Below are 26,999 nucleotides of genomic sequence, written 5' to 3'. Positions count from 1 at the left end.
CCCGTACTGTTAGTTGTTAAAACAAAAGTTATATTCTTTTTTGTTATATAAAAGCGTCGTGGTAGGGCTTGCGTCAAAGACTAGCAATTGTGTGTCGAATTGAGTCATGACTGTATCTGTGTGCAGTGTAGGAAAGACCCTAACATTCAGCCTGAAAACCTAATGGAACTTGAGCATGAGCGACCATCGTCCGTGGGCCCGAGAGGCCATCCGCATTATTGAGGCGGACTTCCAGCGCAGCGCCGACACCCACCTGATCCCGCTGCCTTTACCGGGCTTGCCGGGGATCGAGTTGTATTTCAAGGATGAGTCCAGCCACCCCACCGGCAGCCTCAAGCACCGGCTGGCTCGCTCCCTGTTCCTGTATGCGCTGTGCAACGGTTGGCTCAAGCCCGGCGCGCCAGTGATCGAAGCCTCCAGTGGCTCGACGGCGATCTCCGAGGCGTACTTCGCGCGTTTGCTGGGCCTGCCGTTCATTGCGGTGATGCCGGCCACCACGTCCCAGGAGAAAATTGCGCAGATCGCCTTCTACGGTGGCAAGAGCCACCTGGTGCAGGATCCCACGCAGATCTACGCCGAATCCGAGCGCCTGGCGCAGGAAAGTGGCGGGCACTTCATGGATCAGTTCACCTATGCCGAACGCGCGACGGACTGGCGGGCGAATAACAACATTGCCGAATCGATCTTCCAGCAACTGCGCTTCGAGCGCCATCCAGAGCCGAGCTGGCTGATTTCCAGCCCGGGTACCGGCGGGACCACGGCGACCCTGGGGCGCTATGTGCGTTATCGCCAGCATTGCACCCGAGTCTTGTGTGCCGATGCCGAGCGTTCGGTGTTCTTCGAGTATTACCAGAGCGGTGACGCCAGTTTGCGCCTGGACTGCGGTTCACGGATCGAGGGCATCGGCCGGCCGCGGGTGGAGGCATCGTTCCTGCCCAAGGTGATCGATGCGATGGTCAAGGTGCCGGATGCCTTGTCGCTGGCGGCCATGCATTACCTGGCGCAACGCTTGGGCCGGCGGGTCGGGGGTTCCAGCGGCACCAACCTGATCGGCGCGCTGGTTGCCGCGCAGCAGATGCAGGCGGCAGGGGAGTCCGGGTCTATCGTGGCGATTCTGTGTGATGGTGGCGAGCGCTATGCCACGACCTACTACGACGATGCGTGGCTGGTCGGGCAGGGGTATGAACTGGAAGAGTTGATCGACGCGGTTGCCGCCAGTGTCGAGCGGGGCGAGCCGTTGCCGGACAGTATCCTGCGCGCCAATATCTAAACCGTCTGGCGCACGATGATCACTGTGGGAGCCGGGCTTGCCCGCTCCCACAGTGGAGGGCGTTTGCTCAGGCTTCGATCCCGAGGATGTTGCGCGCCACGGCTTCGGCAATCCGAATCCCGTCAACGCCGGCCGACAGGATCCCACCTGCATAGCCAGCACCTTCGCCGGCCGGGAACAGGCCTTTGACATTCAAGCTTTGCATCGACGCGTCGCGGGTGATCCGCAGCGGCGATGAAGTGCGGGTCTCGATCCCGGTCAATACCGCGTCATGCAACGAGTAACCCTTGATCTGCTTCTCAAAGGCCGGCAACGCTTCGCGGATGGCCTCGATGGCGAAGTCTGGCAAGGCCAGGGCCAAGTCGCCCAGGGCTACGCCTGGCTTGTAGGAAGGTTCCACGCTACCAATAGCCGTGGACGGCTTGCCGGCGATGAAATCACCCACCAGTTGCGCCGGTGCTTCGTAGTTGCTGCCGCCGAGGATGAACGCGTGGGACTCCAGGCGCTCCTGCAACTCGATCCCGGCCAGCGGGCCGCCCGGGTAGTCCACTTCCGGCGTGATACCCACCACGATCCCGGAGTTGGCATTGCGTTCGTTACGCGAATACTGGCTCATGCCATTGGTCACGACTCGATTCGGCTCGGAGGTGGCTGCCACCACCGTGCCGCCTGGGCACATGCAGAAGCTGTACACCGAACGGCCGTTCTTGGCGTGGTGCACCAGCTTGTAGTCGGCTGCGCCCAGTTTCGGGTGCCCGGCATATTTGCCCAGGCGTGCGGCGTCGATCAGCGACTGCGGGTGTTCGATACGGAAACCCACCGAAAACGGCTTGGCTTCCATGTACACGCCACGGCCGTGGAGCATGCGGAAAGTGTCGCGGGCGCTGTGGCCGAGGGCGAGGATCACATGCTTGGAAAGGATCTGCTCGCCACCGGCGACCACCACGCCATTCAACTGGCCATCTTCGATCAGCACGTCGGTGACCCGCTGTTCAAAACGCACTTCACCGCCCAGGGCGATGATCTGCTGGCGCATGTTTTCCACCACGCCGGTCAGGCGGAAGGTACCGATGTGCGGTTTGCTGACGTAGAGGATCTCGTCTGGCGCGCCGGCCTTGACGAACTCGTGCAGGACCTTGCGCCCGTGAAATTTCGGGTCCTTGATCTGGCTGTAGAGCTTGCCGTCGGAAAAGGTCCCGGCACCGCCCTCGCCGAACTGCACGTTGGACTCGGGGTTGAGTACGCTTTTGCGCCACAGGCCCCAGGTGTCCTTGGTGCGCTGGCGCACTTCGCGGCCGCGCTCGAGGATGATCGGCTTGAAGCCCATTTGCGCCAGCAACAACCCGGCAAAGATCCCGCAAGGGCCGAAGCCGACCACAATCGGCCGCTCGCTCAGGTCGGCCGGTGCCTGGCCGACGACCTTGTAGCTGACATCGGGGGCGGCATTGATATTGCGGTCGTCAGCGAACTTGAGCAGCAGGGCGGCCTCGCCCTTGACCTCAAGGTCGACGGTGTAGATGAAACACAGCTCCGACGACTTCTTGCGCGCATCGTAGCTGCGTTTGAACAGGGTGAAATCGAGCAGATCATCACTGGCGATGCCCAGGCGCTGCACAATGGCAGGCCGCAGGTCTTCTTCGGGATGGTCGATGGGCAGCTTGAGTTCGGTGATTCGTAGCATGACAGGATCCGGTATGCGGCGTTTGGTAGGGCCGGCGGTTTTGCAAACCGGCGATTATAAGCCCCAACGGCGGTTTCCCGTCATGCTAAAACAGCGCAGGGCTGAATCAGTCGTCTCGCGAGCCGCCAAACGCCGCGCAGCCACGCTGCACCTGACCGTTGATCCGAAGTTCGGCGCTCATATGCTGCAGGCTGCCACTGACGCTATCGATGCAGCGTTGGGGCGCGACCCACAGTTCAATCTGCTGGCCGTTGGCTTCGGTGGTGAGGTTGAAGCGGCCGTCGCCCAGTTGTTCTTCGACATAAGGCACCGGCAACGGTGGCTGCCCCTCGCGTTGCAAGACCATGCCCTTATTGGTGACGTTCAATGCCCACGCCGGCTTGTGGCCATTGGCGCGCAGGATCATGCGCTTGAAGTCCGGGTCGTCGCAGGCCGAGGTCGAACGTTCGACGCGGTACAGTTGCTGCAGGTCCACCTGGCCCTGGGTGCCGCTGGCGACTCCGGAGAACTTGCCGCGCAGGTCGGCAAACAAGGCCCCTTGCTGGCCGGCCAGGGACGCAGCTTCCTGGAGGATGCTGGTGCCGCCGGTGTCGTTGACCACATAGTTGCGCTGATCATGGCAGGGCTGGAACAGCAATTTGTCGCCCACTGCGGTCAATTCGCCCTGCATGCGAGTCAGGCCCGTCATGGACGGCTTGGCCGCATCGCGGTCGAACAACTGGCAGGCGGTGAGCAGGGGCAACAGGGCAAACAGAGCAAGGGTACGGGCGGCAAGCATTATCGGGTCTCCTGATAAGTGCCGCCACGTTACGCAGGCTGGCGCTGCATCACAAGCCGGTGATGGGCGATTAGGTTGCAGCATTTTAACGGAGCCTGAAATTAAGCCTTTTCCGTGGATGTTACGGAAGCCTTATGCCAAGTTTAAGTTTTTCGAAAGGCGCATTCATATGAACATTCGATGGACCCTTTTCGCCCTGGCCTGCGTGGCACCCCTGGCCTGGGCCGAGGTGCCGGCCAAGCTGTTCTACACCTCACAGACCGACTTCTCCGATATGACCTTGACCCTGAAAAGAGCCGGCGCCCTCCAACCCGAGTTTATCGAGGTCGACGTGACGCTGACGCCGGAAGCCAGGGAGCGCACGAAAGCGCTGACCCAGGCGGCCATGCATAAGCAGATGACCCTGTACCTCAATGGCCGGCAGCTCAATACGGCGACGGTCCAAGGTGTGCTCTACGGTCCGGGCCTGAGGTTCTCCATCCCCCGCAACCAGTTGTTAGAGATGATGCCGTCGCTGCTCAAGTGATCAACCGACGATGTAGGTCTGTCCGGTCTGTAAACCTTCCACACTCTTGGCGTAGGCCAATGCCACATCCGTCGCAGGCACCGGCTTGAAGCCCCGGAAATACGGCGCATAACTGCCCATGGCCTCCACCAGCACGTTGGGGCTGACCGAGTTGATCCGCAGGCCCCGCGGCAATTCAATCGCTGCCGCTTTGACGAAAGCATCAATAGCGCCATTGACCAGCGCCGCCGAGGCGCCTGTGCGGATCGGGTCGCGGTTGAGAATGCCGCTGGTAAAGGTGAACGACGCACCGTCGTTGGCAAACTCGCGGCCGATCAGCAACAGATTGACCTGACCCATCAGCTTGTCTTGCAGGCCGAGGTCGAAATGGCTGGCCTCCATATCCCCCAGGGGCACGAAGTTGACGCTGCCGGCGGCGCACACCAAGGCATCGAACTGGCCGGTTTGCGCAAATAGTCGGCGGATCGATGCGCAGTCGCTGATGTCGACCTGCAAGTCGCCGCTCTTGCGCCCGATGCTGATCACTTCATGGCGCTGGGACAGTTCGGCCTTGACCGCCGAGCCCACAGTGCCGCTGGCGCCGATCAACAGGATTTTCATGGTGTGGTTCCTCAAGGGGTTTAGGTGAGCCTTGAGTCTAGAGTGGTTTTTTCTGCGGATAAGCGCACTAATAGGCAACCTTTGGTTTTCAAGTGGAAACAATCCATGAGCGAGATGGATGATCTGGCGGCGTTTGCGGTATTGATCGAGGCCGGCAGTTTTACCCTGGCCGCCCAGCAACTGGGGTGCAGCAAGGGGCAGTTGTCCAAGCGCATCAGCCAGTTGGAGGCGCAATACTCGGTGGTGTTGCTGCACCGCACCACCCGCCGCCTCAGCCTGACGGCGGCGGGTGCGGCATTGTTGCCCCAGGCCCAGGGGCTGGTGGTTCAGGTCGAGCGTGCCCGACAGGCATTGGCGCGGCTCAAGGATGATTTGGCCGGGCCCGTGCGTATGACGGTTCCGGTGTCCTTGGGCGAAACGTTTTTCGACGGCCTGCTGTTGGATTTTTCCAGGCAGTATCCACAAGTCCAGATCGAGTTGGACCTCAACAATAGCTATCGCGACCTGGCCAGGGATGGGTTTGACCTGGCAGTGCGCTCAGAGGTTGCCAATGATGAGCGCCTGGTCGCCAAGCCTCTGCTGGCCTGGCATGAAATGACCTGCGCCAGCCCGGCCTACCTGGAGCAAAATGGTGAACCGCTGGTGCCGGCTGACCTGGTTGGCCACCGTTGCTTGCTCAACAGCCACTACAGCGGTCGCGAGGAGTGGCTGTATCACCAGCAACACGAGTTGTTGCGAGTGCGGGTGGATGGCACCTTTGCCTCCAACCACTACAACCTGCTGAAAAAAGCCGCGCTGGTTGGCGCGGGTGTCGCGCGGCTGCCGTCCTACCTGTTGCAGATGGAATTGGCTGACGGCCGACTACGCTGGATCCTGCGCGATTATCAGACCCGCAGTATGCCGATGTACCTGGTCCACCCCTATCAGGGCGGGCTGCCACGCCGTACCCAAGTGCTGGCCGATTATCTGGTGGGCTGGTTCAAGCGCAACGGCGAGGCGTTGGACCGGCTTTAACGCCAGCGCCGTTCGATCCAGTGATCAATGGACACGCGTCCTGGCCCCTTGGCCATCAGCACCAGTAGCAACGCGATCCAAGTGCCGTGGGTCGGGTAGGCATCCGGGTAGACAAACAGCTGGATCACCAGGGTCATGCCCAGTAACGCCAAGGCTGAAAGACGCGTGGCAAGCCCCAGCAGAATCAGGACCGGAAAAAAGTGCTCGGCGCACGTGGCCATGTACGCGGCTGCTTCAGCTGGCACAAACGGTATCCGATATTCACTTTGAAACAACGGCACAGTGGAGCTTGCCAGGTGTGGCATACCCAGTTCGAAGGTGCCATCGACCAGGTCGATGGCCAAGCCCTCGACCTTGGTCTGGCCGGACTTCCAGAACACCGCGGCAATGGAAAAACGTGCGACAAGAGCGATCAGGCTGTAGGGGATTTTTTCAAAGGCCTGAATGACGCGGGACATCAGGCTCGGGGCGGTAGTGTTCATGGTTGTACCTTGATATGGGTGATGGCGCGGTGGCTGATCAGCAGTCCCAGGCATTGGTGCAGGTCAAATTCAGTGGCTGCGTCGAGGGCGTACGCCATCGCCATTTCCAGGGGCCATTGGTTGTTCAGGCTGTTGATAAACGCCACGCAGCCGCTGTCGATGCAAAACACCTCGACCTCCAGGCCATTGCGCAGGATCAGTGCGCATTGCCCGTGCCACGGGTCGAGTCTGGCGACGGTGTCGCTGGTTTGATGCGCGGCCCATAACGCCACCACGGCGTAGCTCGATTGCAGGGTGGTAACGGATGGATGCAATTGCAGGCGCACGTTGCCCAGGCTAGGCAACTGTTGCAGCTGGTTTATGACGGCCTGCGAGTCGGCGACGGGTGCGTCGGCGGCGTGATAGGCGTTGATCCGCAAGCGCTCCAGCCGCGCGACGTCAGCCAGGTACGGGACACTGGCGGCAGGGGCGAAGCCCTGGATAAAGTCGGCCAAGTCACTGCCGTACTCGTTGAGCAGCGGGCTGGTGGGCGGATACGCCTGGACATACATCCCGGCCATGGCCCGGAAAAATCGATCGCCCACCAGTTGCAGGGTCACGGGATAACTGTCGGCCAGGGCGTTGATCAACGAGCTGTGGACGTTGTTGCGATACACCGCAAAACGACTGGCAGGATCGGCGCCATTGCTGCTGAACAAACCATCCGGGCATGGTTGGTACGGCGCCAGCAGCGCCTGGGCAAACTGGCTTTGCAGGTTGTTCATGGGTGCACCGCCGCAGTCAGTAGATGCTGGTCGGCTTGCCGGGCTTCGGCGTGCAACACACTGAAGGCTGGCACATCGTTGTCGCGCTCAATCAGCGTCGCAACCGGTCCGGTGCGTTGTAAGGCTTGCTGATACAACTGCCACACCGCGTTGTCGATGGGGGCGCCATGATCGTCAATCAGCAGGCGATCACCCAAGCTGTCGGCGTCTTCGGCAAAGCCGGCCAGATGAATCTCACCCACGGTGTGCAAAGGCAAAGCATCGAGGTAGGCCAACGGATCCTGCTGATGATTGACGCAGGACACATACACATTGTTTACGTCCAGCAGCAAGCCGCAGCCGGTGCGCCGGATGACTTCGCTGATGAAGTCTGTTTCGTCCAGGGTGGAGCACTGGAACAGCAGGTAGGTCGACGGGTTCTCCAGCAACATGCGCCGCTTGAGCACGGTTTGTACCTGGTCAATGTGTGCGCACACGCGCTTGAGGGCGGCGTCGTCATAGGCCAGGGGCAGCAAGTCGTTGAGATACACCGGGCCGTGGCTTGACCAGGCCAGGTGCTCGGAAAAGGATTGGGGTTGATAGCGCGCCACCAGTGCTGCCAGGCGTGCAAGGTGCTCCTGGCTCAGCGGGCCCTCGCCGCCAATGGACAGGCCGACGCCGTGCAGCGACAGCGGGTACTGCTCGCGGATCAATCCCAGGTAATGATGAAAAGGCCCACCGGCCACCATGTAGTTTTCGGCGTGGACTTCAAAAAAACCAATGTCGGGCCGGGTGGCGAGCACTTCCTGGAAATGCTCGCTCTTGAGCCCCAGCCCGGCCCGCCGGGGCAGACCGGGTGCCTGAGCCCGGGAGATGTCAGGCAAGGATGAAAGAATCATCGTCGATACTCAGGCGTGGGAATGGTTCAGGACTTGGCTTTGAAGGCTTCCAGTTGACCAAAACCGGTCGACGAGGTTTTGCTTTCCATCTTCACGCAGGTGCCCTCGGGAACCAGCTTCCAGGCGTTGGCCTGGTAGTCGGTTTTGGAGGTGCCCGCACAGGTGGTGCCGGCGCCTGCAGCGCAATCGTTCTTGCCTTTGAGGGCGACGCCGAAGCATTTTTCCATTTTCGCCTCGTCGGCATGGGCGACAGTGGTCAGAGCGCTCAGGCTCAAGGCAGAACCCAGGGCCAGGGCGAGGGCGGCGACGGGCAGCGAGCGGGTGGTAGCGGTCATGGTGTTTCTCCAGCAGTGAGGTGGTAAGGAAGCGTTTGTGCTTGCTTACCCCACTAGAGAAAGGGGGGAGGGGATCGTTACAGGTGGATCGAAGAAAACTTTAAAACAGCGCGAAATCTACGATTCACACAAAGCAAATGTGGGAGCGGGCTTGCTCGCGATAGAGGCGTGTCAGCCAATACATCCAGCACTGACACACCGCCATCGCGGGCAAGCCCGCTCCCACATGTTGGTCCTGTTCATCCAGCAACCGTTTTTAGCCGCCCAGGTACGCCTCGCGCACTTTCGGATCGGTCAGCAGTTGTTCGCCGCTGCCCTGCATCACCACCCGGCCGTTTTCCAGCACATAGGCGCGGTCGGCAATTTTCAACGCCTGGTTGGCGTTCTGCTCCACCAAGAACACCGTCACACCGTCCTTGCGCAGCTGCTCGATGATATCGAAGATCTGCTGGATGATGATCGGCGCCAGGCCCAGGGAAGGCTCGTCCAGCAACAGCAGCTTGGGCTTGCTCATCAGCGCACGACCGATGGCAAGCATTTGCTGTTCGCCACCGGACATGGTGCCGCCGCGCTGGCTGAAGCGCTCCTTGAGCCGAGGGAACAGGTGCAGCACCTTGTCCATCTGCTCCTGGTAGTCGCCCTTGTCGGTGAAGAACCCGCCCATGGCCAGGTTCTCTTCCACGGTCAGGCGGGCAAACACCCGACGGCCTTCCGGGACCACGGCAATGCTCTTGCGCATGATCGCCGCCGAGTGCTGGCCCACCAGTTCCTCACCCATGTAGCGGATGCTGCCGCTGTGAGCCTGGGGCGAACCGCACAGGGTCATCAGCAGGGTGGACTTGCCGGCACCGTTGGCGCCGATCAGGGTGACGATTTCGCCCTGGCGCACTTCCACGTTGACGTCGTGCAGGGCCTGGATCTTGCCGTAGAAAGTGGAAACGTTTTCGAATTGCAGCATTTACGCTTCCCCCAAATAGGCTTTGATCACTTGCGGGTTGTCGCGGATCTGCTCCGGCGTCCCGTTGGCCAACGGCGTGCCCTGGTTGATCACGACGATATGGTCGGAAATGCTCATGACCAGTTTCATGTCGTGTTCGATCAGCAGCACGGTGGCGTTGTTTTCTTCACGCAGCACACCGATCAACGCCTTGAGGTCTTCGGTTTCCTTGGGGTTGAGGCCCGCAGCCGGTTCGTCGAGCATCAGGATCCGCGGGCGGGTCATCATGCAGCGGGCGATTTCCAGGCGACGTTGCTGACCATAGGCCAGGGTGCCGGCCGGGCGGTTGGCAAACTCGGTCAGGTTGACCTTGTCCAGCCAGTACGCGGCGTATTCCATGGCCTCGCGCTCGCTCTTGCGGAACGCCGGGGTCTTGAACAGGCCCGCGAAGAAATTGGTGTTCAGGTGCCGGTGCTGGGCGATCAGCAGGTTTTCCACGGCGGTCATGTCCTTGAACAACCGCACGTTCTGGAAGGTCCGCACCACGCCCTTGCGGGCAATCTGGTGACCGGCCAGGCCCTGGATCGGCTGGCCGTCCAGCAGGATGCTGCCACCGGCCGGCTTGTAGAAACCGGTCAGGCAGTTGAACACCGTAGTCTTGCCGGCGCCGTTGGGGCCGATCAACGCGACCACTTGTTTCTCTTTGACGGTCAGGGCGACGCCATTGACCGCCAGCAAGCCGCCGAAGCGCATGCTCAGGTTTTCGACTTTCAGGATCTCGCGGCTCATTTGCGCAGCTCCATATGTGGACGTTGCATGGGCAGCAGGCCTTGAGGGCGCCAGATCATCATCAGCACCATCATGGCGCCGAACATCAACATGCGGTACTCGCTGAATTCACGCATCAGTTCCGGCAGCAGGATCATCACGATGGCCGCGAGGATCACGCCCAACTGCGAGCCCATGCCACCCAATACCACGATGGCGAGGATGATTGCCGACTCGATGAAGGTGAACGACTCCGGTGTCACCAGGCCTTGGCGAGCGGCAAAGAAGCTGCCGGCGAAACCGGCGAACGCGGCACCCAGGGTGAAGGCGGAGAGCTTGATGATGGTCGGGTTCAGGCCCAGCGCACGGCAGGCGATTTCGTCTTCACGCAGCGCTTCCCAGGCACGCCCGATCGGCATGCGCAGCAGGCGGTTGATCACGAACAGCGCGGCCAGGGCCAGCAACAGGGCGACCAGGTACAGGAACACCACTTTGCTCACCGGGTTGTAGGCAATCCCGAAGTACTCGTGGAAGGTCTGCATGCCCTCGGCAGCGGAGCGATCAAACGACAAGCCGAAGAACGTTGGCTTGGGAATGCTGCTGATGCCGTTGGGGCCGCCGGTGATATCAGTGAGGTTACGCAGGAATAGACGGATGATCTCACCAAAACCCAGGGTCACGATGGCCAGGTAGTCACCGCGCAAGCGCAACACCGGGAAGCCCAGCAGGAAGCCGAACGTCGCCGCTGCCATGCCGGCCAATGGCAGGCAGATCCAGAAGCTCCAGCCCAGGTAGTGCGAGAGCAGCGCGTAGGTGTAGGCACCCACCGCGTAGAAACCCACATAACCCAGGTCGAGCAGGCCGGCCAGGCCCACCACGATGTTCAGGCCCAGGCCCAGCAGCACGTAGATCAGGATCAGGGTGGCGATATCCACCGCACCACGGGAGCCGAAGAATGGCCAGATCAACGCGGCCACGATCAGGCCGATGATGATGTAGCGCTGGGTGCGCGGCAGGGTCAGGAATTGGCTGACCTTGGGCGAGACCAGCGGGCCACGATTGGACTTGAGCAGCGCCCCGACCTGCTGGGTGAACAGCACCCGCAGGAACATCAGCACCGAGCACAGGGCAATGATGGTCAGCGTCACCGGCCCGGTGCCGTGTACTTCAAGGTTGATCCCGACAATGCTCAACTTGAGCCCGAGTACCGGAAAGGCCACGGCCCATACCAGCAAGGCGCTGAAAAACGCCGATTTAAGATATCTGCTCATACTTTCTCAACCTCCGGACGGCCCAGGATGCCGGTCGGCCGGAATAACAGCACCAGAACCAATAGACCGAAGGCCACCACGTCCTTGTACTGGTCGCCGAAGATATCGGCACCAAACGCTTCGGCCACACCCAGCACCAGCCCGCCGAGCATCGCGCCCGGAATACTGCCGATGCCGCCGAGGACCGCCGCAGTGAAGGCTTTGAGCCCCACCAGGAAGCCGGCGTTGGGGTTGATCACGCCATACTGCATGCTCAGCAACACGGCAGCGACGGCGGCCAGTGCGGCGCCGATGACGAAGGTCAGGGCAATGATGTTGTTGGTGTTGATGCCCAGCAGGTTGGCCATCTTGATGTCTTCGGCACAGGCCCGGCAGGCGCGCCCCAGACGGGAGCGGGAGATGAACAGGGTCAGGCCCAGCATGGCCACCAGGGTGACGACGAAGACCAGGATCTGCATGTAGGAAATCAGCACTTCTTGTGCGCCACCTGGACCGAAGGAAAAGCTCCCCGGGATCAGGTTGGGAATGGACTTGTCCTTGGAGTCCTGGGACAGCAATACGGTGTTCTGCAGGAAAATCGACATGCCGATGGCGGAAATCAACGGGATCAGGCGGTTGCTGCCACGCAGGGGGCGGTATGCAACGCGTTCGATACTGTAGCCGTAGGCACTGGTTACGACGATTGACGCAAGGAACGCGGCAGTCATCAACAGCGGCAGGGAGTGGATACCCATCATGGCCAGCCCGGCAATGGCGATGAACGCCACGTAGGAGCCAATCATGTACACCTCGCCGTGGGCGAAGTTGATCATTCCAATGATGCCGTAAACCATTGTGTAGCCAATGGCTATCAAGGCATAGGTGCTGCCAATGGTCAGGCCATTAACGAGCTGTTGGAAAAAATGATAGATCTCAGGCATTACAGCGCTCCTAAAAACCCGATACGCATTTCACTGGTGGAGTCATCTTCCAGCCTGGTGCTGTGTTCTGTGAGCACATTTGCACAAAGCATTTGCCAGCGAACCGCTGGTGACGGTTTTAAGATTTTCAGGTGAGCCAGCGCCCGGATCGCGGGTGCGTGGCCCATAAACCTCGTAAAACAAAACCCACTGCTTGCACAGTGGGCTTGTTGTCCAGTAACGCCTGGCTTACTGAGGGGATACTTCGGTTTTTGGTTGGCCGAAGTGCCATTCGTAGACCACGAACTTGAAGTCTTTCAGGTCGCCGTTCTTATCGAAGCTCAGGTCGCCGGTCGGGGTCTTGAAGGTACCCGCGTGGATGGCCTCGGCCACTTTGGTGGTGTCTTCGCTTTTTGCAGCAGCGATGCCGCCAGCGATGATTTCAACCGCCGAGTAGGCCGGGAACACGAACGGACCGCTTGGGTCTTTGCCGTCAGCCTTGAGTGCGTCGACGATGGCCTTGTTCGCAGGGTCGGCGTCGAAGGATTTCGGCAGGGTGACCAGCAGGCCTTCGGAGGCTTTCTGGGCGATTTGCGAGATGGAGTCGTTGCCCACGCCTTCCGGGCCCATGAACTTGGCTTTCAGGCCTTTTTCCTGGGCCTGGCGCAGGATCAAGCCCAGTTCTGGGTGGTAGCCGCCGTAGTAGACGAAGTCGACGTTGGCTTGCTTGAGCTTCTGGATAATCGAGGAGAAGTCCTTGTCGCCGGCGTTCAGGCCTTCGAACACGGCAACCTTGATGCCTTTGCCTTCGAGGGTCTGCTTGACCGCAGTGGCGATGCCTTCACCGTATTGTTGCTTGTCGTGCAGGACTGCGACGGCCTTTGGCTTGACGTGGTCGGCGATGTAGTTGCCGGCCGCAGGGCCCTGGGCGCTGTCCAGGCCGATGGTACGGAAGATCAGCTTGTAGCCACGGGCGGTGATTTCCGGGCTGGTGGCCGCCGGGGTGATCATGATCACGCCTTCGTCTTCGTAGATGTCGGTTGCAGGTTGAGTGGAGCTGGAGCAGAGGTGGCCGACCACGAACTTGACGCCGTCGTTGACCACTTTGTTGGCTACGGCAACGGCTTGTTTAGGGTCGCAAGCGTCGTCGTATTCCTTGGCTTCGAGCATTTTGCCGTCGACACCGCCCTTGGCGTTGATGTCCTTGATGGCTTGCTTGGCACCCATGAATTGCATATCGCCGTATTGGGTCACAGGGCCGGTTTTAGGGCCGGCAATACCGATCTTGATGGTGTCAGCTGCGAACGAATGGCCGGCAACCCCAGCCAGGACCATAGCGGCAAACAGTTTGGAAATCTGCTTAGTAGCCTTATTCATAGTGCTCCACTCTTACTGTTGTATTTTTTATAGTTCTAGCGGCCTTGTGGGCTACAGAACCGGATCAGATATCTCGGATATCCCCCCGGCAGCGGCCTGGCAACTGTACCGGTACAGTGTAGAGCGCCGGTTGATCGCTTGAAAAGCTAGCTGCTGGGGGCAAACCCCGGGTATGTCGCTTAAATGAAAGAAAAAGACAGAATTGCGGCGGGTGAATGCCAGAGTCTCGGGCAATCCTTGGCGTTCCTGACACTTTCAATCGGTGCCTCAATTGCAACTGGGTTTTTCTGGGGAAGCCTCGACGGTATGATTGCGCCGATTTTTTCCTCAGGTGAGTTCCCATGACGCAAGAACCTAGCACCCTCTATGCCAAGCTGCTCGGCGAAACCGCGGAAATTTCCTGGAAGGAGCTTGAACCGTTCTTCGCCAAGGGTGCCCTATTGTGGGTCGACGCCGGTCTGGATTTGATCGAAGCGGCCGAGGGGATGGCCGAGGACAGTCGGGACAAAGTGGCTGCCTGGCTGGCCTCTGGGAGCCTTGGCGAAGTGTCTGCGACGCGGGCATTGGACCTGGTGGAGCGTAATCCGAGCCTGTGGGCGGTGGTGGTTTCGCCGTGGATTCTGATCCAGGAAAGGGCATCCAACTAAACGCAGGCACCGAAATGGTGCGAGTTTCGCGCCTTTAAAAGTGTGTAGCGGAGTAACTGCTTTGCCCATGATGGCAACTGGCCGTGAAGAAAGGTCACAAGGGAGGGTGACGTAAACGTCATGGGAACAGTTTTGCGGGCCGTGAATGGCCGGGGGAATTGTTTCTTGGTGTGGCAAGGTTATGGATATTGTCGCCTGGCAGACCGCTTTCGCGAGCAAGCCCGCTCCCACAGTCGACCGCATTCCAAGGGTAGACCTCGGTCAACTGTGGGAGCGGGCTTGCTCGCGAAGGCCGCGCCGCGGTCTAGGCGGTCTTGCCCGTATGGTTATTCAAGGAAATAACCTTGGTCTTGCCAATCCGGTGACGATAAATCTCACGCAGGTACTTGATCGCCTTCTTCACGCAATCGCGCGACAGACGTATGTCGTTGATCGAGACAAACTTCTCCTTGTCGTTGATCAGCTCGCGGTACTTCTTCTCATACATCGGCTTGATCGCGTACCAGTTGGTATCGAGGATTTTCGCCGGGTTCTCGAATTCGTTGAGCAACTCGTCGATACGGTCCTCGTCGAAGTCTTCGTGGATGATGAAATCCAGGATCGAGTTGTCCAGCGTCTCGTCGAAACGGTACGGGTTGCGGGCAAAGCAGCGTTTGATAAAGGCCACGATCAACGTCAGGAAATCATCCGACAGGCACGGGCTCTTGGCGATCAGGGTGGTCAGCGACAGGTTGGCCGAAGCGCCGATCACCAGGGCGTAGCGCTTGAGCGTGGTGTTGGGGAACAGGCTGTTGAGGTGGGTCTTGAGCCGGTTCAGGTCCATATAGGACAGCTTGTAGTCCTTGGGCAGGGAGACGATAGACACCACCGACGAGCAGTTCTTGAAGAAGTGCAGGTCATGCAGGGCCGCCGCGTCATAGCCGGAATTCTTGTATTGCTCCAGGGACGCCTTATAGCGCTTGGATTCGATCGGCAACAGGCTGATGCCTTCGATGGCCTGGGTGACCTTATTGAAGTGGGGCAGGTCGATGGAGCGGAAGAACAGGTCATCGATGTTCAGGCGCTGGGGTTCTTTTTCAAACACCTTGAACTTGTCGTTGCTCGGCGCCGGGGTTTCCGGCACGACCGACTCGGCATAGGCAATTGCCACCGGCCCGGCCAGGCTCATGAACAGGTCGTTGGCGTCCAGGCGAATGGTTTCACCGATATCGATGCCGGCACGGCGGAAATAGTTCTGGTCGTAGTCGGTCGTCACCGCCTGGGCCGTCAGAATGTTGAAGATCTGCTGTGAGATGTACTGGTTGGCGTGTTTTTCCATGGCATTGACGTCAATGTTCTGGATGTTGCCGTCGTCGCTTTCTTCGGCGTAACGCATGATGTCGTTGGAGATCAGCATCATCGCGTTCCACGGGCGGATACGGCCTTTGACGCTGGCCTCGCTGCTGTCTTCATTGTCGAAGTTGTACGAGAAGTCCCATTCCTCTGACAGGTACTTGCACAGCAGCCGACCGGCGTTGATATGCAGCGCCTCGGACATTTCGCTGCGGTGATCGGAGATGTTCGGCAGCACACAGATGCCGCTGGTGAAGATCGGCTCGAACACGAAGGCATGGCCGCTCTTGCTGTCGTGCTCGTCGGCGGGCTTGGTGTCGAAGGTCTTGTTCATGTACGAGTGTTGCTGGGCCAGGCCAAACTCCGAGGCCATGCCCGAGCCGGTGCCACCGCCGGCGCTGAAAATCGAGAAATACAGGCGCGACTGGTTGGCCTTGATCCCGCAGGAGTCGATCAGGTACGAGTGGATCATCTTCCAGTCGGGGCTGGAAAACCGCTGGGTATCCTTATTGAGGATGATCTTGGCCAGGTACTGGCCCAGGATCGGGGCGTTACCGGCGCCGCCGGCATGCACTTCCGACAGGTCCATGATCTTCATCTTGCTGTAGTCGCGCAAAAAGCCGCTTTTCTCGCCCTTGCGCGAGAAGCGGATGCGCCCGGCAATGTCCTTATCCAGGTCGCCGAGCATCACCAATGGTTCTACCAGGAATACGGGCTTGCTGGCCTTGCTGGCGCCCAGGCGCAGGTTGTTGCGGATCCATTGGGCTGGGCTGTAGCCCTTTTCAACGTAGGATTTGTCTTCGGTGCTGAACTCGTTCAGGTAGAACTTGCGGGCGTTGTACACCAACTCCGCCACATCCAGGGCGATGTTGGAACCGCAGCGCCCTAGGCCGATCAGGCAGACCGAGGGAAACTCCTGCTCGCTGCGCAACTCGCTGTCACCCTCAAGGTGCGGCGGGCGCGGGAAGACCATGTCGCGCAGGCCGTCGAGGTTGTCGAGGATGCGGTCGGTGTTGGTCTCGGTGAAGTACAGGTATTGCTGGGTGCCCAGCGCACGTTGACTGTGCAATGACTTTGAGCCTGAGGGTTTTTCCGCAGGAGCTGTGAGCAACACGTCGGATACCGCAGTAACAGGGTTATTTTTAGAAGTCATTGTGCGCCATGTGCCTGGACGGATGGCTGGAAAGCATTAAAGAGCCATCACCGAGTGAGAGTTCGCGACTTTTACAGTGCGTTTTAGGCCTCGGCGATCAGTCTTAACCCTATTGTTTCTAGGGAAAAGCGACGCCGGACTCTCATGAATCGGCCGTTCGTCGGCGTTCTTTAATCAAAATGATGGCGATATGCCAAGGTTGCTGCGCTTCAGCGGATGGGACGTACAACCGAAGAGGCGTCCTTGCCGCCTGCCAGGCTTAGCGGTGTGAGCGGGTTGTGCTGGTCAAGCGCGGTAATCACAGCGCTGACTTCACTGGCCGGCACCGCCGCGCTGAGCAGGTAGCCCTGCACGTAATCGCAGCCATGCTTGACCAGCAGCTCCAGTTGCTGCGGGGTTTCCACGCCTTCGGTGATCACCTGCAAATGCAGGGTGTGGGCCATGCCGATGATCGCCTGGACAATCTCCATATCGGTGGTGGACTTGGGGATGTCCTGGATAAAGGAGCGATCGATCTTCAGTGTATTGAGGGGCAGGCGCTTGAGGTAGGAGAGCGAGGAATAGCCGGTGCCGAAGTCATCGATGGACAGCGCGACACCCAGCGCGCGGATTTGCCGCAGCAGGACCAGGGTGCTGCTGATGTTGCCCATCAAGGCATTTTCCGTGACTTCCAGCTCCAGGCGGCTGGCGGCGATGCCACTGCTGCGCAAGGCGTATTCGATCTCATCGGCCAACTCGTCACGGGCCAGGTTCAGGGCCGAACAGTTGACGGCCATGGTCAGGTCCGGGTGGCCCTGGTCCGTCAGCCAGCCCAGGTCGGCACAGGCCTGGCGCAGTACCCAGTTGTCCAGCTCGGCGATCAGGCCGTTGTTTTCGGCAATGCCGATAAACCGGTCTGGCGCCAGCAAGCCATGCAGGGGATGTTGCCAGCGCACCAGGGCTTCGAGCCGGGTGACCTTGCCTTTGCGCAGGTCCAGGATGGGTTGGTAGTGCAGGACCAGTTCTTTTTGGCTGCGTAACGCGTTACGCAGCTCCTCTTCCAACTGCAGTTCAAGAGAGGCCCGGGTTTTGAGGTTGGAACTGAAGAAGTTGAGGCTGTTGCGCCCGCCATCCTTGGACTGGTACAGCGCCAGGTCGGCGGTTTTCAGCAGTTCCTCGCTGGTGGTCCCGTCCTCGGGAAATACACTGATGCCGATGCTGGTGGTCATCACCATGCGTCGGCCGGCCAGTTCGATGGGCTCTTTCATTTTTTGCATGATGCGCTGGGCCATGTGCCGCGCTTCATCGCGATGATGGATGTTGATCAGGATGCAGAACTCATCGCCGCCGAACCGTGCCACCACATCATTGTGGCTGCGCACCGAACTCTTGATATGGCCAGCCAGCACCGTCAGCAGTTCGTCGCCGGCGTCGTGGCCCAGGCTGTCGTTGATCCGCTTGAAGTGGTCGATGTCGAGGAAGATCACCGCCAGCATGCCCCCAGCCTGGGTTTTCTGCGCGAGTTTTTCAGCGAAGATCTGGTTGAAGCCCCGGCGATTGAGCAGGCTGGTCAAGGCGTCGTAATGGGCCACTTGCTGCAGGGACGCCCGCGCCTGGTCCAGCTCGCTCAGCAAGGCATTGACTCGCCGCAGGTCGCGCTCCTTGTGCTGCAGTTTCTTGTCGGCGAGGGCCGCGCTGATGCTGCTGCCGATCACCAGCAACGTAATGACAGCCACCGACAGCCCCAGCTGCATGGGGTTGTTATCGATCGGCAACGACGGCGCGGCCCCGGTGGGCACCAGCAATTGCATGGCGGCCATGCCGGTGAAGTGCATGCTGATAATGCCGGCGCCCAGCACCAGGCTGGCACCGTACTTGAGCAATTGGTGGAACATCCCGCTGCCATTGCGCAGGTAGCGGGACAGCAGCAAGGCCGCGAGGCTGGCGCCAATGGCGATTGCTATCGATAACCCGAACAGCCCGCTGGAGAAATACACCTGGGCCTCGGAGCGCATGGCGGACATGCCCACGTAATGCATCAGGGCGATGCCCAGGCCCATCCAGATGGACGCCACCAGGTACTGATGAAAGCGCAGTTGTGCATGACTGAGGGTTTGCATGGCGAACATCGCCGCGATCATGGCGATCAGCAACGAAGCAAAGGTCATGAACAGTTCGTAATGGATGGCGATGGGCGCCTGGAACGCCAGCATGCTGATGAAGTGCGTCGACCAGATCCCGCCAGCCAGGCAACCGGCGCCGATCCAGCGCCAGCGGCGTTTTGCCGTCAGGTTGTCGACGTGGCCGACCCGTTCGGCCATGTCCAGGGTGCCGAAGCCCGCTGCGCAGGCAACCAGGTACGCCAGTAGCACCAGGAAGGGGTTATGGGTGCAATCGATTAATAAATGCCCGCTCTCGGGAAGGGGGGTAAAAAAATGCAGACCCAGCCATTCCATAGCATGTCCCGTTACAGAGTCATCTCGTGTCACTGCGCGCGGCGATGACCTATGGAATCGAGTATAGAAGGCTCAACGGAATCGCAAGCCGTAATGGCATTTTGATTTCTTCGATTTTGGCATGCTGGCCATAGCCAATGGTGCTAAGCGCTGATGGGCAGCTCAAACTCGTAAGGCGGCTGTTCCAGCGGCGCCAGGCCAAATGCCGCGCGTGCGGCGTCGCAATCGACGTTGACTTCACCCTGGCTCCACGACGCCTCGAACTCCCGGCACACGCTGGAACGCTGCTCATAGATTGAACAGCGGGTGCCGCTGCCCACTTCGCCCTCCAGGCTGCAACAGCGTGCCGGTTTCTGGTCGGTGCCGATCATCGCCACCCGGCTGGGGTTGATCTGTACCACCCGTTCATCGGGCACGGTGCCGCCTGATGAGGCGCATTCGCCCCAAAAGAAAGACACGCGAAAGTGTGAACAGCAGGCACCGCAATTCAGACACGGACTGGCATCGGACATGGCACGTCATCAATAAGAGGTAAGGGGGGAACTGCGGAAGGCTCGCTATTCTATTCCTGCCAAGGCGCTTGGGAAGGGGGTCGGGTGCTTATTTTTTTGCCGGGCAAAACCCCGCTGTCCTAAATGAAATTACGCCCTATCAGCTTTACGAATCATTACAGACAACCGCGCCGTGCCTGACTAGATTGCAGGTTCCGGGCAGGATGCGTCGGCATCGAGCCTCTATAACAATAAAAGAGACGGACCCATGCAGAACTCGACCCAAGCGGCGAATGCCTGGCGCATTCTGTTCCTGCTGTTCCTGGCCAACCTGTTCAACTTCTTTGATCGCACGATCCCGGCGATCATCATCGAGCCGATCCGCATGGAATGGCACCTCAGTGACTTCCAGCTCGGCATCATCGGCACCGCGTTCACCATCGTCTACGCCATTGCCGGCTTGCCCCTGGGGCGCCTGGCCGATACCGGTTCGCGCAGCAAGCTGATGGGCTGGGGCCTGGCGAGTTGGAGCGCGTTGACGGCAGTCAACGGCATGGTCGGCAGCTTCTGGACCTTCCTGCTGGTGCGCATGGGCATCGGCATTGGCGAAGCCAGTTATGCGCCGGCCGCCAACTCGCTGATCGGCGACCTGTTCCCGGCCCACCGTCGCGCCCGGGCCATGGGGATTTTCATGCTGGGCCTGCCCCTGGGGCTGTTGCTGGCGTTCTTCACCATCGGCGCGATGGTCAAGGCGTTCGACAGCTGGCGAGCGCCGTTCTTTATTGCGGCCATCCCGGGGCTGATCCTCGCGGTGTTCATGTTTTACATCAAGGAACCCAAGCGCGGTGCGGCCGAAACCGTGCAGGTTTCCCAGGAGAAAGTCGACCGGCCGATCCGCCGCGTGTTGGCGGTACCCACCTTCCTGTGGCTGGTGCTGGCGGGGCTGTGTTTCAACTTTGCGACCTATGCCTGCAACTCGTTCCTGGTGCCGATGCTGCAACGCTACTTTTTGATGCCACTGCAAGAAGCGGCCGTGGCGACCGGGGTGATTGTCGGCGTGACGGGCCTGTTCGGCCTGACCCTGGGCGGCCTGGTGGCGGACAAGATTCACCAGCGCATTGCCAACGGTCGGCTGCTGTTTGCCGCCTTCAGCCTGATTATCTCCACGGTATGCACGGCCTGGGCCCTGCATGCGGGGCGCATCGAGATTGGGGTGTTTGTCGCGGTGTTCAGTGTGGGCTGGCTGTTCGCCTATAACTTCTACACCTGTGTGTACACGGCGATCCAGGACGTGGTGGAGCCGCGCCTGCGGGCGACGGCCATGGCGTTGTTCTTCGCCGGCCTGTATCTGCTGGGCGGTGGCATGGGGCCGGTGGTGGTGGGCGCACTGTCTGATCACTTTGCCCATGCGGCGATGTACGCAGCGGGTGCCGAGCAAATGACCGAGGCGTTCAAGGCCGTGGGCCTGCATGACGCTATGTACCTGATTCCGGTAGCGTTGTTCCTGACCATGCTGTTTCTGTTCCAGGCTTCACGGTGTTTTGTGCGCGATGCCAAGCGGATGAAGGATGGGTTGGGGAGGGTTGAGGTGCCGGCAGCGGCGGCTACAGCTTGAAACCGAGGTGATGCCATCGCAGGCAAGCCAGCTCCCACAGTTAACCGAGTTGTCAGTTAGAGCACCGGTCACTGTGAGAGCTGGCTTGCCTGCGATGAGGCCCGCAAAACCCCATAAAAAAGGCCCGCATTGCGTGGGCCTTTTTGTTCATCAGGGCAGGGCGCGGATCAACCGGCGACCAACACCCGTATCGCCTCCAACCGCAGCGCCGCCTTGTCGAGCATGGCAAGGCCTTGCTCGCGCTGTTGGCGCAGGGCAACCAGTTCGCTGTCGCGCACGGTCGGGTTGACGGCTTGCAGGGCGGTCAGGCGCGCCAGTTCTTCGTCGGTGTCCGCTGCCAGGCGGCGTTGCGCCTCGGCCACACGTTCGGCGTGGCGCGGGGCGATTTTCTCTTCGCCGGCGTTGATCCGTGGCGTCAGCTGGTCGCGCTGGGCCTGTACGAACTTGTTGGCGCTGGCCCGGGGCACGCTTTCCAGCTGGTCGTTCAGAGTGGTGAAGGACACCCGGCCCGACAGGTCATTGCCATTGGCATCCAGCAGGCAGCGCAGTGCTGCCGGCGGCAGGTAGCGACCCAGTTGCAGCGAACGCGGCGCCACTACTTCGCTGACGTAGAGCAGCTCCAGCAACACGGTGCCCGGCTTGAGCGCCTTGTTCTTGATCAGCGCCACGGCGGTGTTACCCATGGAGCCGGACAGCACCAGATCCATGCCGCCCTGGACCATCGGGTGCTCCCAGGTAATGAACTGCATGTCTTCGCGCGACAGCGCCTGGTTGCGGTCGTAGGTGATGGTCACGCCTTCGTCGTCGCCGAGGGGGAAGCTGGCGTCGAGCATTTTTTCGCTGGGCTTGAGGATCAGCGCGTTTTCCGAATGGTCTTCGCTGTCGATGCCAAACGCATCGAACAGGGTTTCCATATAGATCGGCAGGGTGAACTGGTCGTCTTGCTCCAGGATATCCTCGACCAGTGCGTCACCTTCGCCAGCGCCACCGGAGTTGAGCTCCAGCAAACGGTCGCGGCCAGTGTGCAGCTCGGCTTCCAGACGCTCGCGTTCGGCGCGGGCTTCGTCGATCAGCGCTTGCCATTCGCCGTCGTCGGCATTTTCCAGCAGCGGCAGCAGGCGCGGGCCGAACTGGTGCTGCAAGGCGTTGCCGGTCGGGCAGGTATTGAGGAAGGCGTTCAGGGCTTCGTGGTACCACTGGAACAGCCGCTCTTGCGGGCTGGTTTCCAGGTACGGCACGTGCAGTTCGATCACATGCTTCTGGCCGATCCGGTCCAGACGCCCGATGCGTTGCTCCAGCAAGTCCGGGTGCGATGGCAGGTCGAACAGCACCAGGTGGTGGGCGAACTGGAAGTTGCGGCCTTCACTGCCGATTTCCGAACAGATCAGCACCTGGGCGCCGAACTCTTCATCGGCGAAGTAGGCAGCGGCGCGGTCCCGCTCGAGGATGTTCATGCCCTCGTGGAACACCGTGGCCGGGATGCCGGAACGCACGCGCAGGGCGTCTTCCAGGTCCATGGCGGTTTCGGCGTGGGCGCAGATCACCAGGACCTTGGTGCGCTTGAGCATCTTCAACTGGTCGATCAACCACTCGACGCGCGGATCGAAGCGCCACCAGCGGTTTTCTTCTTCGATATCGGGCTGCGACTGGAAGCTGACTTCCGGGTACAGCTCGGCATGCTCGCCCAACGGCAGTTCCAGGTACTCGTCCGGGCACGGCAACGGGTAGGCGTGCAGCTTGCGCTCAGGGAAGCCTTGCACCGCGGCGCGGGTGTTACGGAACAGCACGCGGCCGGTGCCGTGACGATCCAGCAGCTCACGCACCAGGCGCGCACTGGCTTCGGTGTCGCCATCGTTGACGGCAGCCAGCAGCGCTTCGCCTTCGTTGCCGAGGAAGCCCTGGATAGTCTTGTGCGCGGCCGGCGAGAGGCGGCCCTTGTCCATCAATTCCTGGACCGCTTCGGCCACCGGGCGATAGTTCTCGCTCTCGGCGCGGAAGGCTTTGACGTCGTGGAAACGGTTCGGGTCCAGCAGGCGCAGACGGGCGAAGTGGCTGTCCTGGCCCAGTTGTTCCGGGGTTGCGGTCAGCAGCAGCACGCCGGGAATGGTCTCGGCCAGTTGCTCGACCAGTTGGTATTCATCGCTGGCTTTTTCTTCGTGCCAGACCAGGTGGTGCGCTTCGTCGACCACCATCAAGTCCCAGCCGGCGGCGAACAGCGCGTCCTGGGCTTTTTCGTCGTCCACCAGCCATTCCAGGGCCACCAGCGCAAGCTGGGTGTCTTCGAACGGGTTGCTGGCATCGCTTTCGATAAAACGTTCTTCGTCGAACAGCGCGACCTGCAGGTTGAAACGCCGGCGCATCTCTACCAGCCATTGGTGCTGCAGGTTTTCCGGGACCAGGATCAGCACGCGATTGGCGCGCCCGGACAGCAGTTGGCGATGGATCACCAGGCCGGCTTCGATGGTCTTGCCCAGGCCCACTTCGTCGGCCAGCAGCACCCGTGGCGCGATACGGTCAGCGACTTCGCGGGCAATGTGCAATTGGTGTGCAATCGGCTGCGCACGTACGCCGCCCAGGCCCCAGAGCGCGGACTGCAATTGGCGGCTGGTGTGTTCCAGGGTGTGGTAGCGCAGGGAGAACCAGGCCAGCGGGTCGATCTGGCCGGCGAACAGACGGTCGCTGGCGAGGCGGAACTGGATGAAATTCGACAGTTGGGTTTCCGGCAGGGTGACCTGCTCGTTCTGCCCATTGAGGCCGTGGTAGACCAGCAGGCCGTCGACATCGTCGACCTCGCGCACGGTCATTTTCCAGCCTTCGAAGTGGGTGATGGTGTCACCCGGCGAAAACCTCACGCGAGTGAGGGGCGCATTCCGTAGCGCATACTGGCGGGTGTCGCCAGTGGCCGGATAGAGCACGGTCAACAAGCGGCCGTCCTGTGCGAGAACGGTGCCTAACCCCAGCTCTGCTTCGCTGTCACTAATCCAGCGTTGCCCCGGTTGATACTGCTGCGCCATGCTGCCTGACTCCCGCCGTGAAAAAGCCGACTATTCTAACGGAACAAGGCCCCCAGCCAAAGGACTCTGACAAAAACTACTCCGCTTGCAGGGATCAAAGAGGGCGATTCGACGGGTGGCAGGGCACGGGTAACTGACGACTGGGTCACAAGTTGGCGGCCCCAGGCTCAAGTCGCCAGTGCACCAGCCGACAGCCTGCTGACAGGAGACTAATAATTATGCTGCCACCGATCTTGCCCTTGAGTGTTGTGCCGGTCACGTCACAACTCGACCCCGTGCGCCCAAAGCCCGATATCCCGCCGGTGGTGCCTGCGCAGCCGAGCTCCAACGAAAGCACCATCGACCTCAAGCACCGCGACGCCGAGCAATCGACCCTGATGCTGCGCGAGGAACAACGACGCCAGCAGGAACAGCAGAAACGCCGGCGCGAGGCCGACGAAGATCCCGAGCAGCACCTGGCCATCCCGGGTGATGAGCTCAACGCCGACAATACGGTACCGGTCGCGCCGCTGATCGAGGACGCACCCCGCCAGGGGTTGTGGGTGGACGTCGAGGTTTGACCCCCGGGCGGGCCAGGCCGCATTATTGAGGCACTCCAGCCACCACGTAAGCCATGCCATGAGTGACGACAAGCTGATCGACCTGAATGCCGAGCGGGCCAAACGGGTCCATGACCTCAATGACAAGCGCCTTAATGACGTGCGCCAGGCGTTCGAGCAGGCCATGCCGTTGGGCAATGCGAAGAAAAAGTCGAAAAACAAAGGCAAAAAGCGCTGAAATGCCCTGAATCTGTTGATTCAGGTCAGTTATTTCCCTTCTTTACGCCCCGTTGCGGGCGACATTGATCCCCGTCAATTTCTCCCCCCGACTTCTTGGTTAACTTAGCCCCATCGCAACAGGGCAAGAGCAGGAGGCCGGTCATGTTTTTCGATAATGTGGTTTTTGCCGGGGTGCTGACTGTCGGCCTCATGGTGCTGTTTTTTGTAGGGTTTGGATTTTTTATCTGGAAAGACGCGAACAAGCGTAAAAAACCATAGGTTTTTCCGGGTTACATGAGCACGCAAGGCATTTTGGGCGACTTCGGTCGCCCTTTTTTTTGCCCGGTATTTAGCTCCCTGTCCCACAAAAGCACAAAAAAAGGCGCGACCCTCGCAGGTCACGCCTTTTTTAATTGCGTTGTCGGTTAACTGCCCAACGCCTTGGACGCCAGCCAGAACAACCCGGCCGACAGGCTCACCGTGGCCGGCAGAGTCAGGATCCAGGCCATCAGGATGGTCTTCACGGTGCCGCCTTGCAGGCCGCTCTTGTTCGCGACCATGGTCCCGGCCACACCCGAAGACAGCACGTGGGTGGTGGACACCGGCAGGGCGAAGATATTGGCAAAACCAATCATGGTGGCGGTGGTGATTTGCGCCGACATGCCCTGGGCATAGGTCATGCCCTGCTTGCCGATTTTCTCGCCGATGGTCAGTACCACGCGCTTCCAGCCCACCATGGTGCCCAGGCCAAGGGCCAGGGCTACGGCAAGGATCACCCAGAACGGGGCGTATTCGGTGGTGGCAGTCAGGTCTTTACGCAGTTTTTCCAGGTCCGACTTCTCGCGGGAATCAAGGCCTGGCAGCTTGCCGACTTTCTTCGCGGTATCGTCCAGGCACAGCAGGTAGCGACGGACTTCAATGCGCTGCTCGGAGGTCAAGGAGTGGTAGTCGGATACACCCTTCAATGTGCCAAGAAGGGCGTTGATGGTCGGTTCGGTCTGTTGCGGGTTGCAACGGAACTTGCCGGGCAGGTCGTCTCTGACACTTTTGCCCAGGGCAAGGAATTCGCCGAGGGTTTCGTGGTTGCGCTGGTAGAACTGGTTGAGGTGCAGGGTGGCGTCGCGGGTTCGCTCGATCTGGTAAGTGGTGCTGCCCAGATCGAGTACGAACTGCGCGGGCACGATACCAATCAGCACCAGCATGATCAGGCCGATACCTTTCTGACCGTCGTTGGAACCATGCACGAAACTCACGGCCATCGCGGAAATCACCAGTACCAGGCGGTTCCAGAACGGCGGGTGTTTCTTGTCGTCGAGCTTGCGGCGCTGGTCCGGAGTCTTGTGCATCTTGGACAGCGGACGCCACCATTTAAGGCCAATCAACACCAGGGCTGCGACCAGGAAGCCGGCCATGGGCGAGAACACCAGCGAGGCACCGATATCAATGGCTTTCTGCCAGTTGACCCCGTCTGCCAGCGGAATGTCGTTGATCAGGGCATTGGCCAGGCCAACACCGAGGATCGAACCGATCAGGGTGTGGGAACTGGATGCCGGGATCCCGAAGTACCAGGTGCCGAGATTCCAGGTGATGGCCGCGGCTAATAATGAAAACACCATGGCCAGGCCATGGCCGGTGTTGACATTGATCAGCAACTCCACCGGCAGCAGATGCACGATGGCATAGGCAACGCCTACCCCGCCGAGCAACACGCCAAGGAAGTTGAACACCCCGGAAAAGAATACGGCCAGGTGCGGCGGCATCGCTTTGGTATAGATGACTGTGGCCACCGCGTTAGCGGTGTCATGAAAGCCATTGATGAACTCGAAGGCGAGGACAAAGGCGAGGGCGAGCAATAGGCTCACAAGAACCCAGGCATCCAGTCCGCTGAATAAATCGATCATGAAGGTTTTATGACCCGGTCGTAAGGGGGCGCGATTATGCCAGAAAACCTCAGTAATCTATGCACTAGCTGCT

The 26,999-nt window shown here is 60.2% G+C and carries 26 protein-coding genes; 9 read left to right on the top strand and 17 right to left on the bottom strand.

The genetic code is table 11. The features are described 5' to 3' along the window. The first annotated feature begins 175 nt into the window (after positions 1-175). Positions 176-1,270, top strand: coding sequence for a PLP-dependent cysteine synthase family protein (locus tag HBO12_RS18560; protein ID WP_169955491.1), 1,095 nt, complete (start codon positions 176-178; stop codon positions 1,268-1,270). A 67-nt stretch (positions 1,271-1,337) separates the two neighbouring features. On the opposite strand, the gene HBO12_RS18555 is transcribed toward HBO12_RS18560, so the two are convergent. Beyond that, positions 1,338-2,951: an NAD(P)/FAD-dependent oxidoreductase gene (locus HBO12_RS18555; protein WP_169955492.1), complete on the bottom strand. Its 1,614-nt coding sequence runs from the start codon at positions 2,949-2,951 to the stop codon at positions 1,338-1,340. Between the two features lie 106 nt (positions 2,952-3,057). Next, positions 3,058-3,729, bottom strand: coding sequence for a COG3650 family protein (locus HBO12_RS18550; protein WP_169955493.1), 672 nt, complete (start codon positions 3,727-3,729; stop codon positions 3,058-3,060). A 169-nt stretch (positions 3,730-3,898) separates the two neighbouring features. On the opposite strand from HBO12_RS18550, the gene HBO12_RS18545 reads away from it, so the two are divergent. Next, positions 3,899-4,255, top strand: coding sequence for a hypothetical protein (locus HBO12_RS18545; protein ID WP_169955494.1), 357 nt, complete (start codon positions 3,899-3,901; stop codon positions 4,253-4,255). Here HBO12_RS18545 and HBO12_RS18540 read toward each other — a convergent pair whose 3' ends face one another. After that, positions 4,256-4,855, bottom strand: coding sequence for a short chain dehydrogenase (locus HBO12_RS18540; RefSeq protein WP_170042908.1), 600 nt, complete (start codon positions 4,853-4,855; stop codon positions 4,256-4,258). Between the two features lie 105 nt (positions 4,856-4,960). On the opposite strand from HBO12_RS18540, the gene HBO12_RS18535 reads away from it, so the two are divergent. After that, complete coding sequence (locus HBO12_RS18535; protein ID WP_169955496.1) at positions 4,961-5,869, top strand: LysR family transcriptional regulator; 909 nt, start codon at positions 4,961-4,963, stop codon at positions 5,867-5,869. Here the strand turns inward: HBO12_RS18535 and HBO12_RS18530 are convergent. From HBO12_RS18530 to HBO12_RS18490, 9 genes are all read right to left on the bottom strand, one after another. Continuing rightward, entirely contained in the window at positions 5,866-6,351 is a 486-nt protein-coding gene (locus HBO12_RS18530; protein ID WP_170042907.1) for a DoxX family protein, read from the bottom strand. The two genes, HBO12_RS18535 and HBO12_RS18530, sit on opposite strands and share 4 nt — an antisense overlap. After that, on the bottom strand, positions 6,348-7,115 hold the full coding sequence (locus tag HBO12_RS18525; RefSeq protein ID WP_170042906.1) for an HvfC/BufC N-terminal domain-containing protein: 768 nt from the start codon (positions 7,113-7,115) through the stop codon (positions 6,348-6,350). Before HBO12_RS18525 ends, HBO12_RS18530 begins: the two co-directional genes overlap by 4 nt. Further along, positions 7,112-7,993, bottom strand: coding sequence for an MNIO family bufferin maturase (gene bufB, locus HBO12_RS18520; RefSeq protein ID WP_170042905.1), 882 nt, complete (start codon positions 7,991-7,993; stop codon positions 7,112-7,114). Before bufB ends, HBO12_RS18525 begins: the two co-directional genes overlap by 4 nt. 26 nt (positions 7,994-8,019) lie before the next feature. Next, positions 8,020-8,328 (bottom strand): BufA1 family periplasmic bufferin-type metallophore, encoded by a 309-nt coding sequence (locus HBO12_RS18515; RefSeq protein ID WP_170042904.1) that lies wholly within the window; start codon positions 8,326-8,328, stop codon positions 8,020-8,022. 256 nt (positions 8,329-8,584) lie between these two features. Continuing rightward, the gene (locus tag HBO12_RS18510; RefSeq protein ID WP_029297115.1) at positions 8,585-9,286 is read right to left on the bottom strand and encodes an ABC transporter ATP-binding protein; all 702 of its coding nucleotides are present in this window, start codon (positions 9,284-9,286) and stop codon (positions 8,585-8,587) included. Next, complete coding sequence (livG, locus tag HBO12_RS18505; RefSeq protein ID WP_169955501.1) at positions 9,287-10,054, bottom strand: high-affinity branched-chain amino acid ABC transporter ATP-binding protein LivG; 768 nt, start codon at positions 10,052-10,054, stop codon at positions 9,287-9,289. Beyond that, complete coding sequence (locus HBO12_RS18500; RefSeq protein WP_029297111.1) at positions 10,051-11,304, bottom strand: high-affinity branched-chain amino acid ABC transporter permease LivM; 1,254 nt, start codon at positions 11,302-11,304, stop codon at positions 10,051-10,053. The genes livG and HBO12_RS18500 overlap by 4 nt, the downstream gene beginning before the upstream one ends. Continuing rightward, positions 11,301-12,224: a high-affinity branched-chain amino acid ABC transporter permease LivH gene (gene livH / locus HBO12_RS18495; protein ID WP_169955502.1), complete on the bottom strand. Its 924-nt coding sequence runs from the start codon at positions 12,222-12,224 to the stop codon at positions 11,301-11,303. Before livH ends, HBO12_RS18500 begins: the two co-directional genes overlap by 4 nt. Positions 12,225-12,452: 228 nt before the next feature. Continuing rightward, on the bottom strand, positions 12,453-13,580 hold the full coding sequence (locus HBO12_RS18490) for a branched-chain amino acid ABC transporter substrate-binding protein (RefSeq protein ID WP_169955503.1): 1,128 nt from the start codon (positions 13,578-13,580) through the stop codon (positions 12,453-12,455). Positions 13,581-13,763: 183 nt separating this feature from the next. Between HBO12_RS18490 and HBO12_RS18485 the strand changes: the two genes are divergently transcribed. Together HBO12_RS18485 and HBO12_RS18480 are read left to right on the top strand one after the other, a co-directional pair. Beyond that, complete coding sequence (locus tag HBO12_RS18485; RefSeq protein ID WP_169955504.1) at positions 13,764-13,925, top strand: hypothetical protein; 162 nt, start codon at positions 13,764-13,766, stop codon at positions 13,923-13,925. Next, the gene (locus HBO12_RS18480; protein WP_170042903.1) at positions 13,922-14,227 is read left to right on the top strand and encodes a DUF2288 domain-containing protein; all 306 of its coding nucleotides are present in this window, start codon (positions 13,922-13,924) and stop codon (positions 14,225-14,227) included. Before HBO12_RS18485 ends, HBO12_RS18480 begins: the two co-directional genes overlap by 4 nt. 304 nt (positions 14,228-14,531) lie before the next feature. On the opposite strand, the gene HBO12_RS18475 is transcribed toward HBO12_RS18480, so the two are convergent. The 3 genes from HBO12_RS18475 to HBO12_RS18465 all read right to left on the bottom strand — a co-directional run bounded on the left by HBO12_RS18475 (position 14,532) and on the right by HBO12_RS18465 (position 19,659). Beyond that, positions 14,532-16,712 carry a hypothetical protein gene (locus HBO12_RS18475; RefSeq protein ID WP_169955506.1) on the bottom strand — a complete coding sequence of 727 codons (2,181 nt, stop codon included), beginning with the start codon at positions 16,710-16,712 and terminating at the stop codon, positions 14,532-14,534. Positions 16,713-16,921: 209 nt separating this feature from the next. After that, the gene (locus HBO12_RS18470) at positions 16,922-19,147 is read right to left on the bottom strand and encodes a putative bifunctional diguanylate cyclase/phosphodiesterase (RefSeq protein ID WP_170042902.1); all 2,226 of its coding nucleotides are present in this window, start codon (positions 19,145-19,147) and stop codon (positions 16,922-16,924) included. 143 nt (positions 19,148-19,290) lie between these two features. Further along, positions 19,291-19,659 carry a YkgJ family cysteine cluster protein gene (locus tag HBO12_RS18465; RefSeq protein ID WP_169955508.1) on the bottom strand — a complete coding sequence of 123 codons (369 nt, stop codon included), beginning with the start codon at positions 19,657-19,659 and terminating at the stop codon, positions 19,291-19,293. A gap of 247 nt (positions 19,660-19,906) precedes the next feature. Between HBO12_RS18465 and HBO12_RS18460 the strand changes: the two genes are divergently transcribed. Next, positions 19,907-21,253, top strand: a complete 1,347-nt coding sequence (locus HBO12_RS18460; protein WP_115127555.1) for an MFS transporter — start codon at positions 19,907-19,909, stop codon at positions 21,251-21,253. Positions 21,254-21,420: 167 nt separating this feature from the next. Here HBO12_RS18460 and rapA read toward each other — a convergent pair whose 3' ends face one another. Continuing rightward, positions 21,421-24,267, bottom strand: a complete 2,847-nt coding sequence (rapA, locus tag HBO12_RS18455; protein ID WP_170042901.1) for an RNA polymerase-associated protein RapA — start codon at positions 24,265-24,267, stop codon at positions 21,421-21,423. Between the two features lie 218 nt (positions 24,268-24,485). Here rapA and HBO12_RS18450 point away from each other — a divergent pair, with 218 nt between their 5' ends. The 3 genes from HBO12_RS18450 (at position 24,486) to ccoM (ending at position 25,304) form a co-directional block, all read left to right on the top strand. After that, a complete protein-coding gene (locus tag HBO12_RS18450; RefSeq protein WP_029297088.1) occupies positions 24,486-24,827 on the top strand; it encodes a hypothetical protein in 342 nt (113 codons plus the stop codon). 58 nt (positions 24,828-24,885) lie between these two features. Further along, positions 24,886-25,044, top strand: a complete 159-nt coding sequence (locus HBO12_RS18445) for a hypothetical protein (RefSeq protein WP_170042900.1) — start codon at positions 24,886-24,888, stop codon at positions 25,042-25,044. Between the two features lie 143 nt (positions 25,045-25,187). After that, positions 25,188-25,304, top strand: a complete 117-nt coding sequence (gene ccoM, locus HBO12_RS28580; protein WP_029297086.1) for a cytochrome c oxidase subunit CcoM — start codon at positions 25,188-25,190, stop codon at positions 25,302-25,304. A 146-nt stretch (positions 25,305-25,450) separates the two neighbouring features. On the opposite strand, the gene HBO12_RS18440 is transcribed toward ccoM, so the two are convergent. After that, positions 25,451-26,926, bottom strand: a complete 1,476-nt coding sequence (locus HBO12_RS18440; RefSeq protein WP_115127556.1) for an inorganic phosphate transporter — start codon at positions 26,924-26,926, stop codon at positions 25,451-25,453. Positions 26,927-26,999: the final 73 nt, after the last annotated feature.

It is taken from the genome of Pseudomonas sp. WS 5059, assembly GCF_012985525.1.
Lineage (GTDB): Bacteria > Pseudomonadota > Gammaproteobacteria > Pseudomonadales > Pseudomonadaceae > Aquipseudomonas.
The sequence above is the reverse complement of the archived record's forward strand: the minus strand, read 5'-3'. Positions and strand labels throughout refer to the sequence as shown.

Excerpts from the sequence above, each read along its gene's own strand:
- livG (WP_169955501.1), bottom strand. The coding sequence starts at position 10,054 with ATGAGCCGCGAGATCCTGAAAGTCGAAAACCTGAGCATGCGCTTCGGC.
- HBO12_RS18560 (WP_169955491.1), top strand. The coding sequence starts at position 176 with ATGAGCGACCATCGTCCGTGGGCCCGAGAGGCCATCCGCATTATTGAG.
- ccoM (WP_029297086.1), top strand. The coding sequence starts at position 25,188 with ATGTTTTTCGATAATGTGGTTTTTGCCGGGGTGCTGACTGTCGGCCTC.
- HBO12_RS18450 (WP_029297088.1), top strand. The coding sequence starts at position 24,486 with ATGCTGCCACCGATCTTGCCCTTGAGTGTTGTGCCGGTCACGTCACAA.
- HBO12_RS18545 (WP_169955494.1), top strand. The coding sequence starts at position 3,899 with ATGAACATTCGATGGACCCTTTTCGCCCTGGCCTGCGTGGCACCCCTG.
- HBO12_RS18485 (WP_169955504.1), top strand. The coding sequence starts at position 13,764 with ATGAAAGAAAAAGACAGAATTGCGGCGGGTGAATGCCAGAGTCTCGGG.
- HBO12_RS18460 (WP_115127555.1), top strand. The coding sequence starts at position 19,907 with ATGCAGAACTCGACCCAAGCGGCGAATGCCTGGCGCATTCTGTTCCTG.
- rapA (WP_170042901.1), bottom strand. The coding sequence starts at position 24,267 with ATGGCGCAGCAGTATCAACCGGGGCAACGCTGGATTAGTGACAGCGAA.
- HBO12_RS18525 (WP_170042906.1), bottom strand. The coding sequence starts at position 7,115 with ATGAACAACCTGCAAAGCCAGTTTGCCCAGGCGCTGCTGGCGCCGTAC.
- HBO12_RS18530 (WP_170042907.1), bottom strand. The coding sequence starts at position 6,351 with ATGAACACTACCGCCCCGAGCCTGATGTCCCGCGTCATTCAGGCCTTT.
- HBO12_RS18510 (WP_029297115.1), bottom strand. The coding sequence starts at position 9,286 with ATGCTGCAATTCGAAAACGTTTCCACTTTCTACGGCAAGATCCAGGCC.
- HBO12_RS18470 (WP_170042902.1), bottom strand. The coding sequence starts at position 19,147 with ATGGAATGGCTGGGTCTGCATTTTTTTACCCCCCTTCCCGAGAGCGGG.
- HBO12_RS18465 (WP_169955508.1), bottom strand. The coding sequence starts at position 19,659 with ATGTCCGATGCCAGTCCGTGTCTGAATTGCGGTGCCTGCTGTTCACAC.
- HBO12_RS18500 (WP_029297111.1), bottom strand. The coding sequence starts at position 11,304 with ATGAGCAGATATCTTAAATCGGCGTTTTTCAGCGCCTTGCTGGTATGG.
- HBO12_RS18515 (WP_170042904.1), bottom strand. The coding sequence starts at position 8,328 with ATGACCGCTACCACCCGCTCGCTGCCCGTCGCCGCCCTCGCCCTGGCC.
- HBO12_RS18445 (WP_170042900.1), top strand. The coding sequence starts at position 24,886 with ATGAGTGACGACAAGCTGATCGACCTGAATGCCGAGCGGGCCAAACGG.
- HBO12_RS18535 (WP_169955496.1), top strand. The coding sequence starts at position 4,961 with ATGAGCGAGATGGATGATCTGGCGGCGTTTGCGGTATTGATCGAGGCC.
- HBO12_RS18540 (WP_170042908.1), bottom strand. The coding sequence starts at position 4,855 with ATGAAAATCCTGTTGATCGGCGCCAGCGGCACTGTGGGCTCGGCGGTC.
- HBO12_RS18475 (WP_169955506.1), bottom strand. The coding sequence starts at position 16,712 with ATGACTTCTAAAAATAACCCTGTTACTGCGGTATCCGACGTGTTGCTC.
- HBO12_RS18480 (WP_170042903.1), top strand. The coding sequence starts at position 13,922 with ATGACGCAAGAACCTAGCACCCTCTATGCCAAGCTGCTCGGCGAAACC.
- HBO12_RS18440 (WP_115127556.1), bottom strand. The coding sequence starts at position 26,926 with ATGATCGATTTATTCAGCGGACTGGATGCCTGGGTTCTTGTGAGCCTA.
- HBO12_RS18555 (WP_169955492.1), bottom strand. The coding sequence starts at position 2,951 with ATGCTACGAATCACCGAACTCAAGCTGCCCATCGACCATCCCGAAGAA.
- HBO12_RS18550 (WP_169955493.1), bottom strand. The coding sequence starts at position 3,729 with ATGCTTGCCGCCCGTACCCTTGCTCTGTTTGCCCTGTTGCCCCTGCTC.
- HBO12_RS18490 (WP_169955503.1), bottom strand. The coding sequence starts at position 13,580 with ATGAATAAGGCTACTAAGCAGATTTCCAAACTGTTTGCCGCTATGGTC.
- bufB (WP_170042905.1), bottom strand. The coding sequence starts at position 7,993 with ATGATTCTTTCATCCTTGCCTGACATCTCCCGGGCTCAGGCACCCGGT.
- livH (WP_169955502.1), bottom strand. The coding sequence starts at position 12,224 with ATGCCTGAGATCTATCATTTTTTCCAACAGCTCGTTAATGGCCTGACC.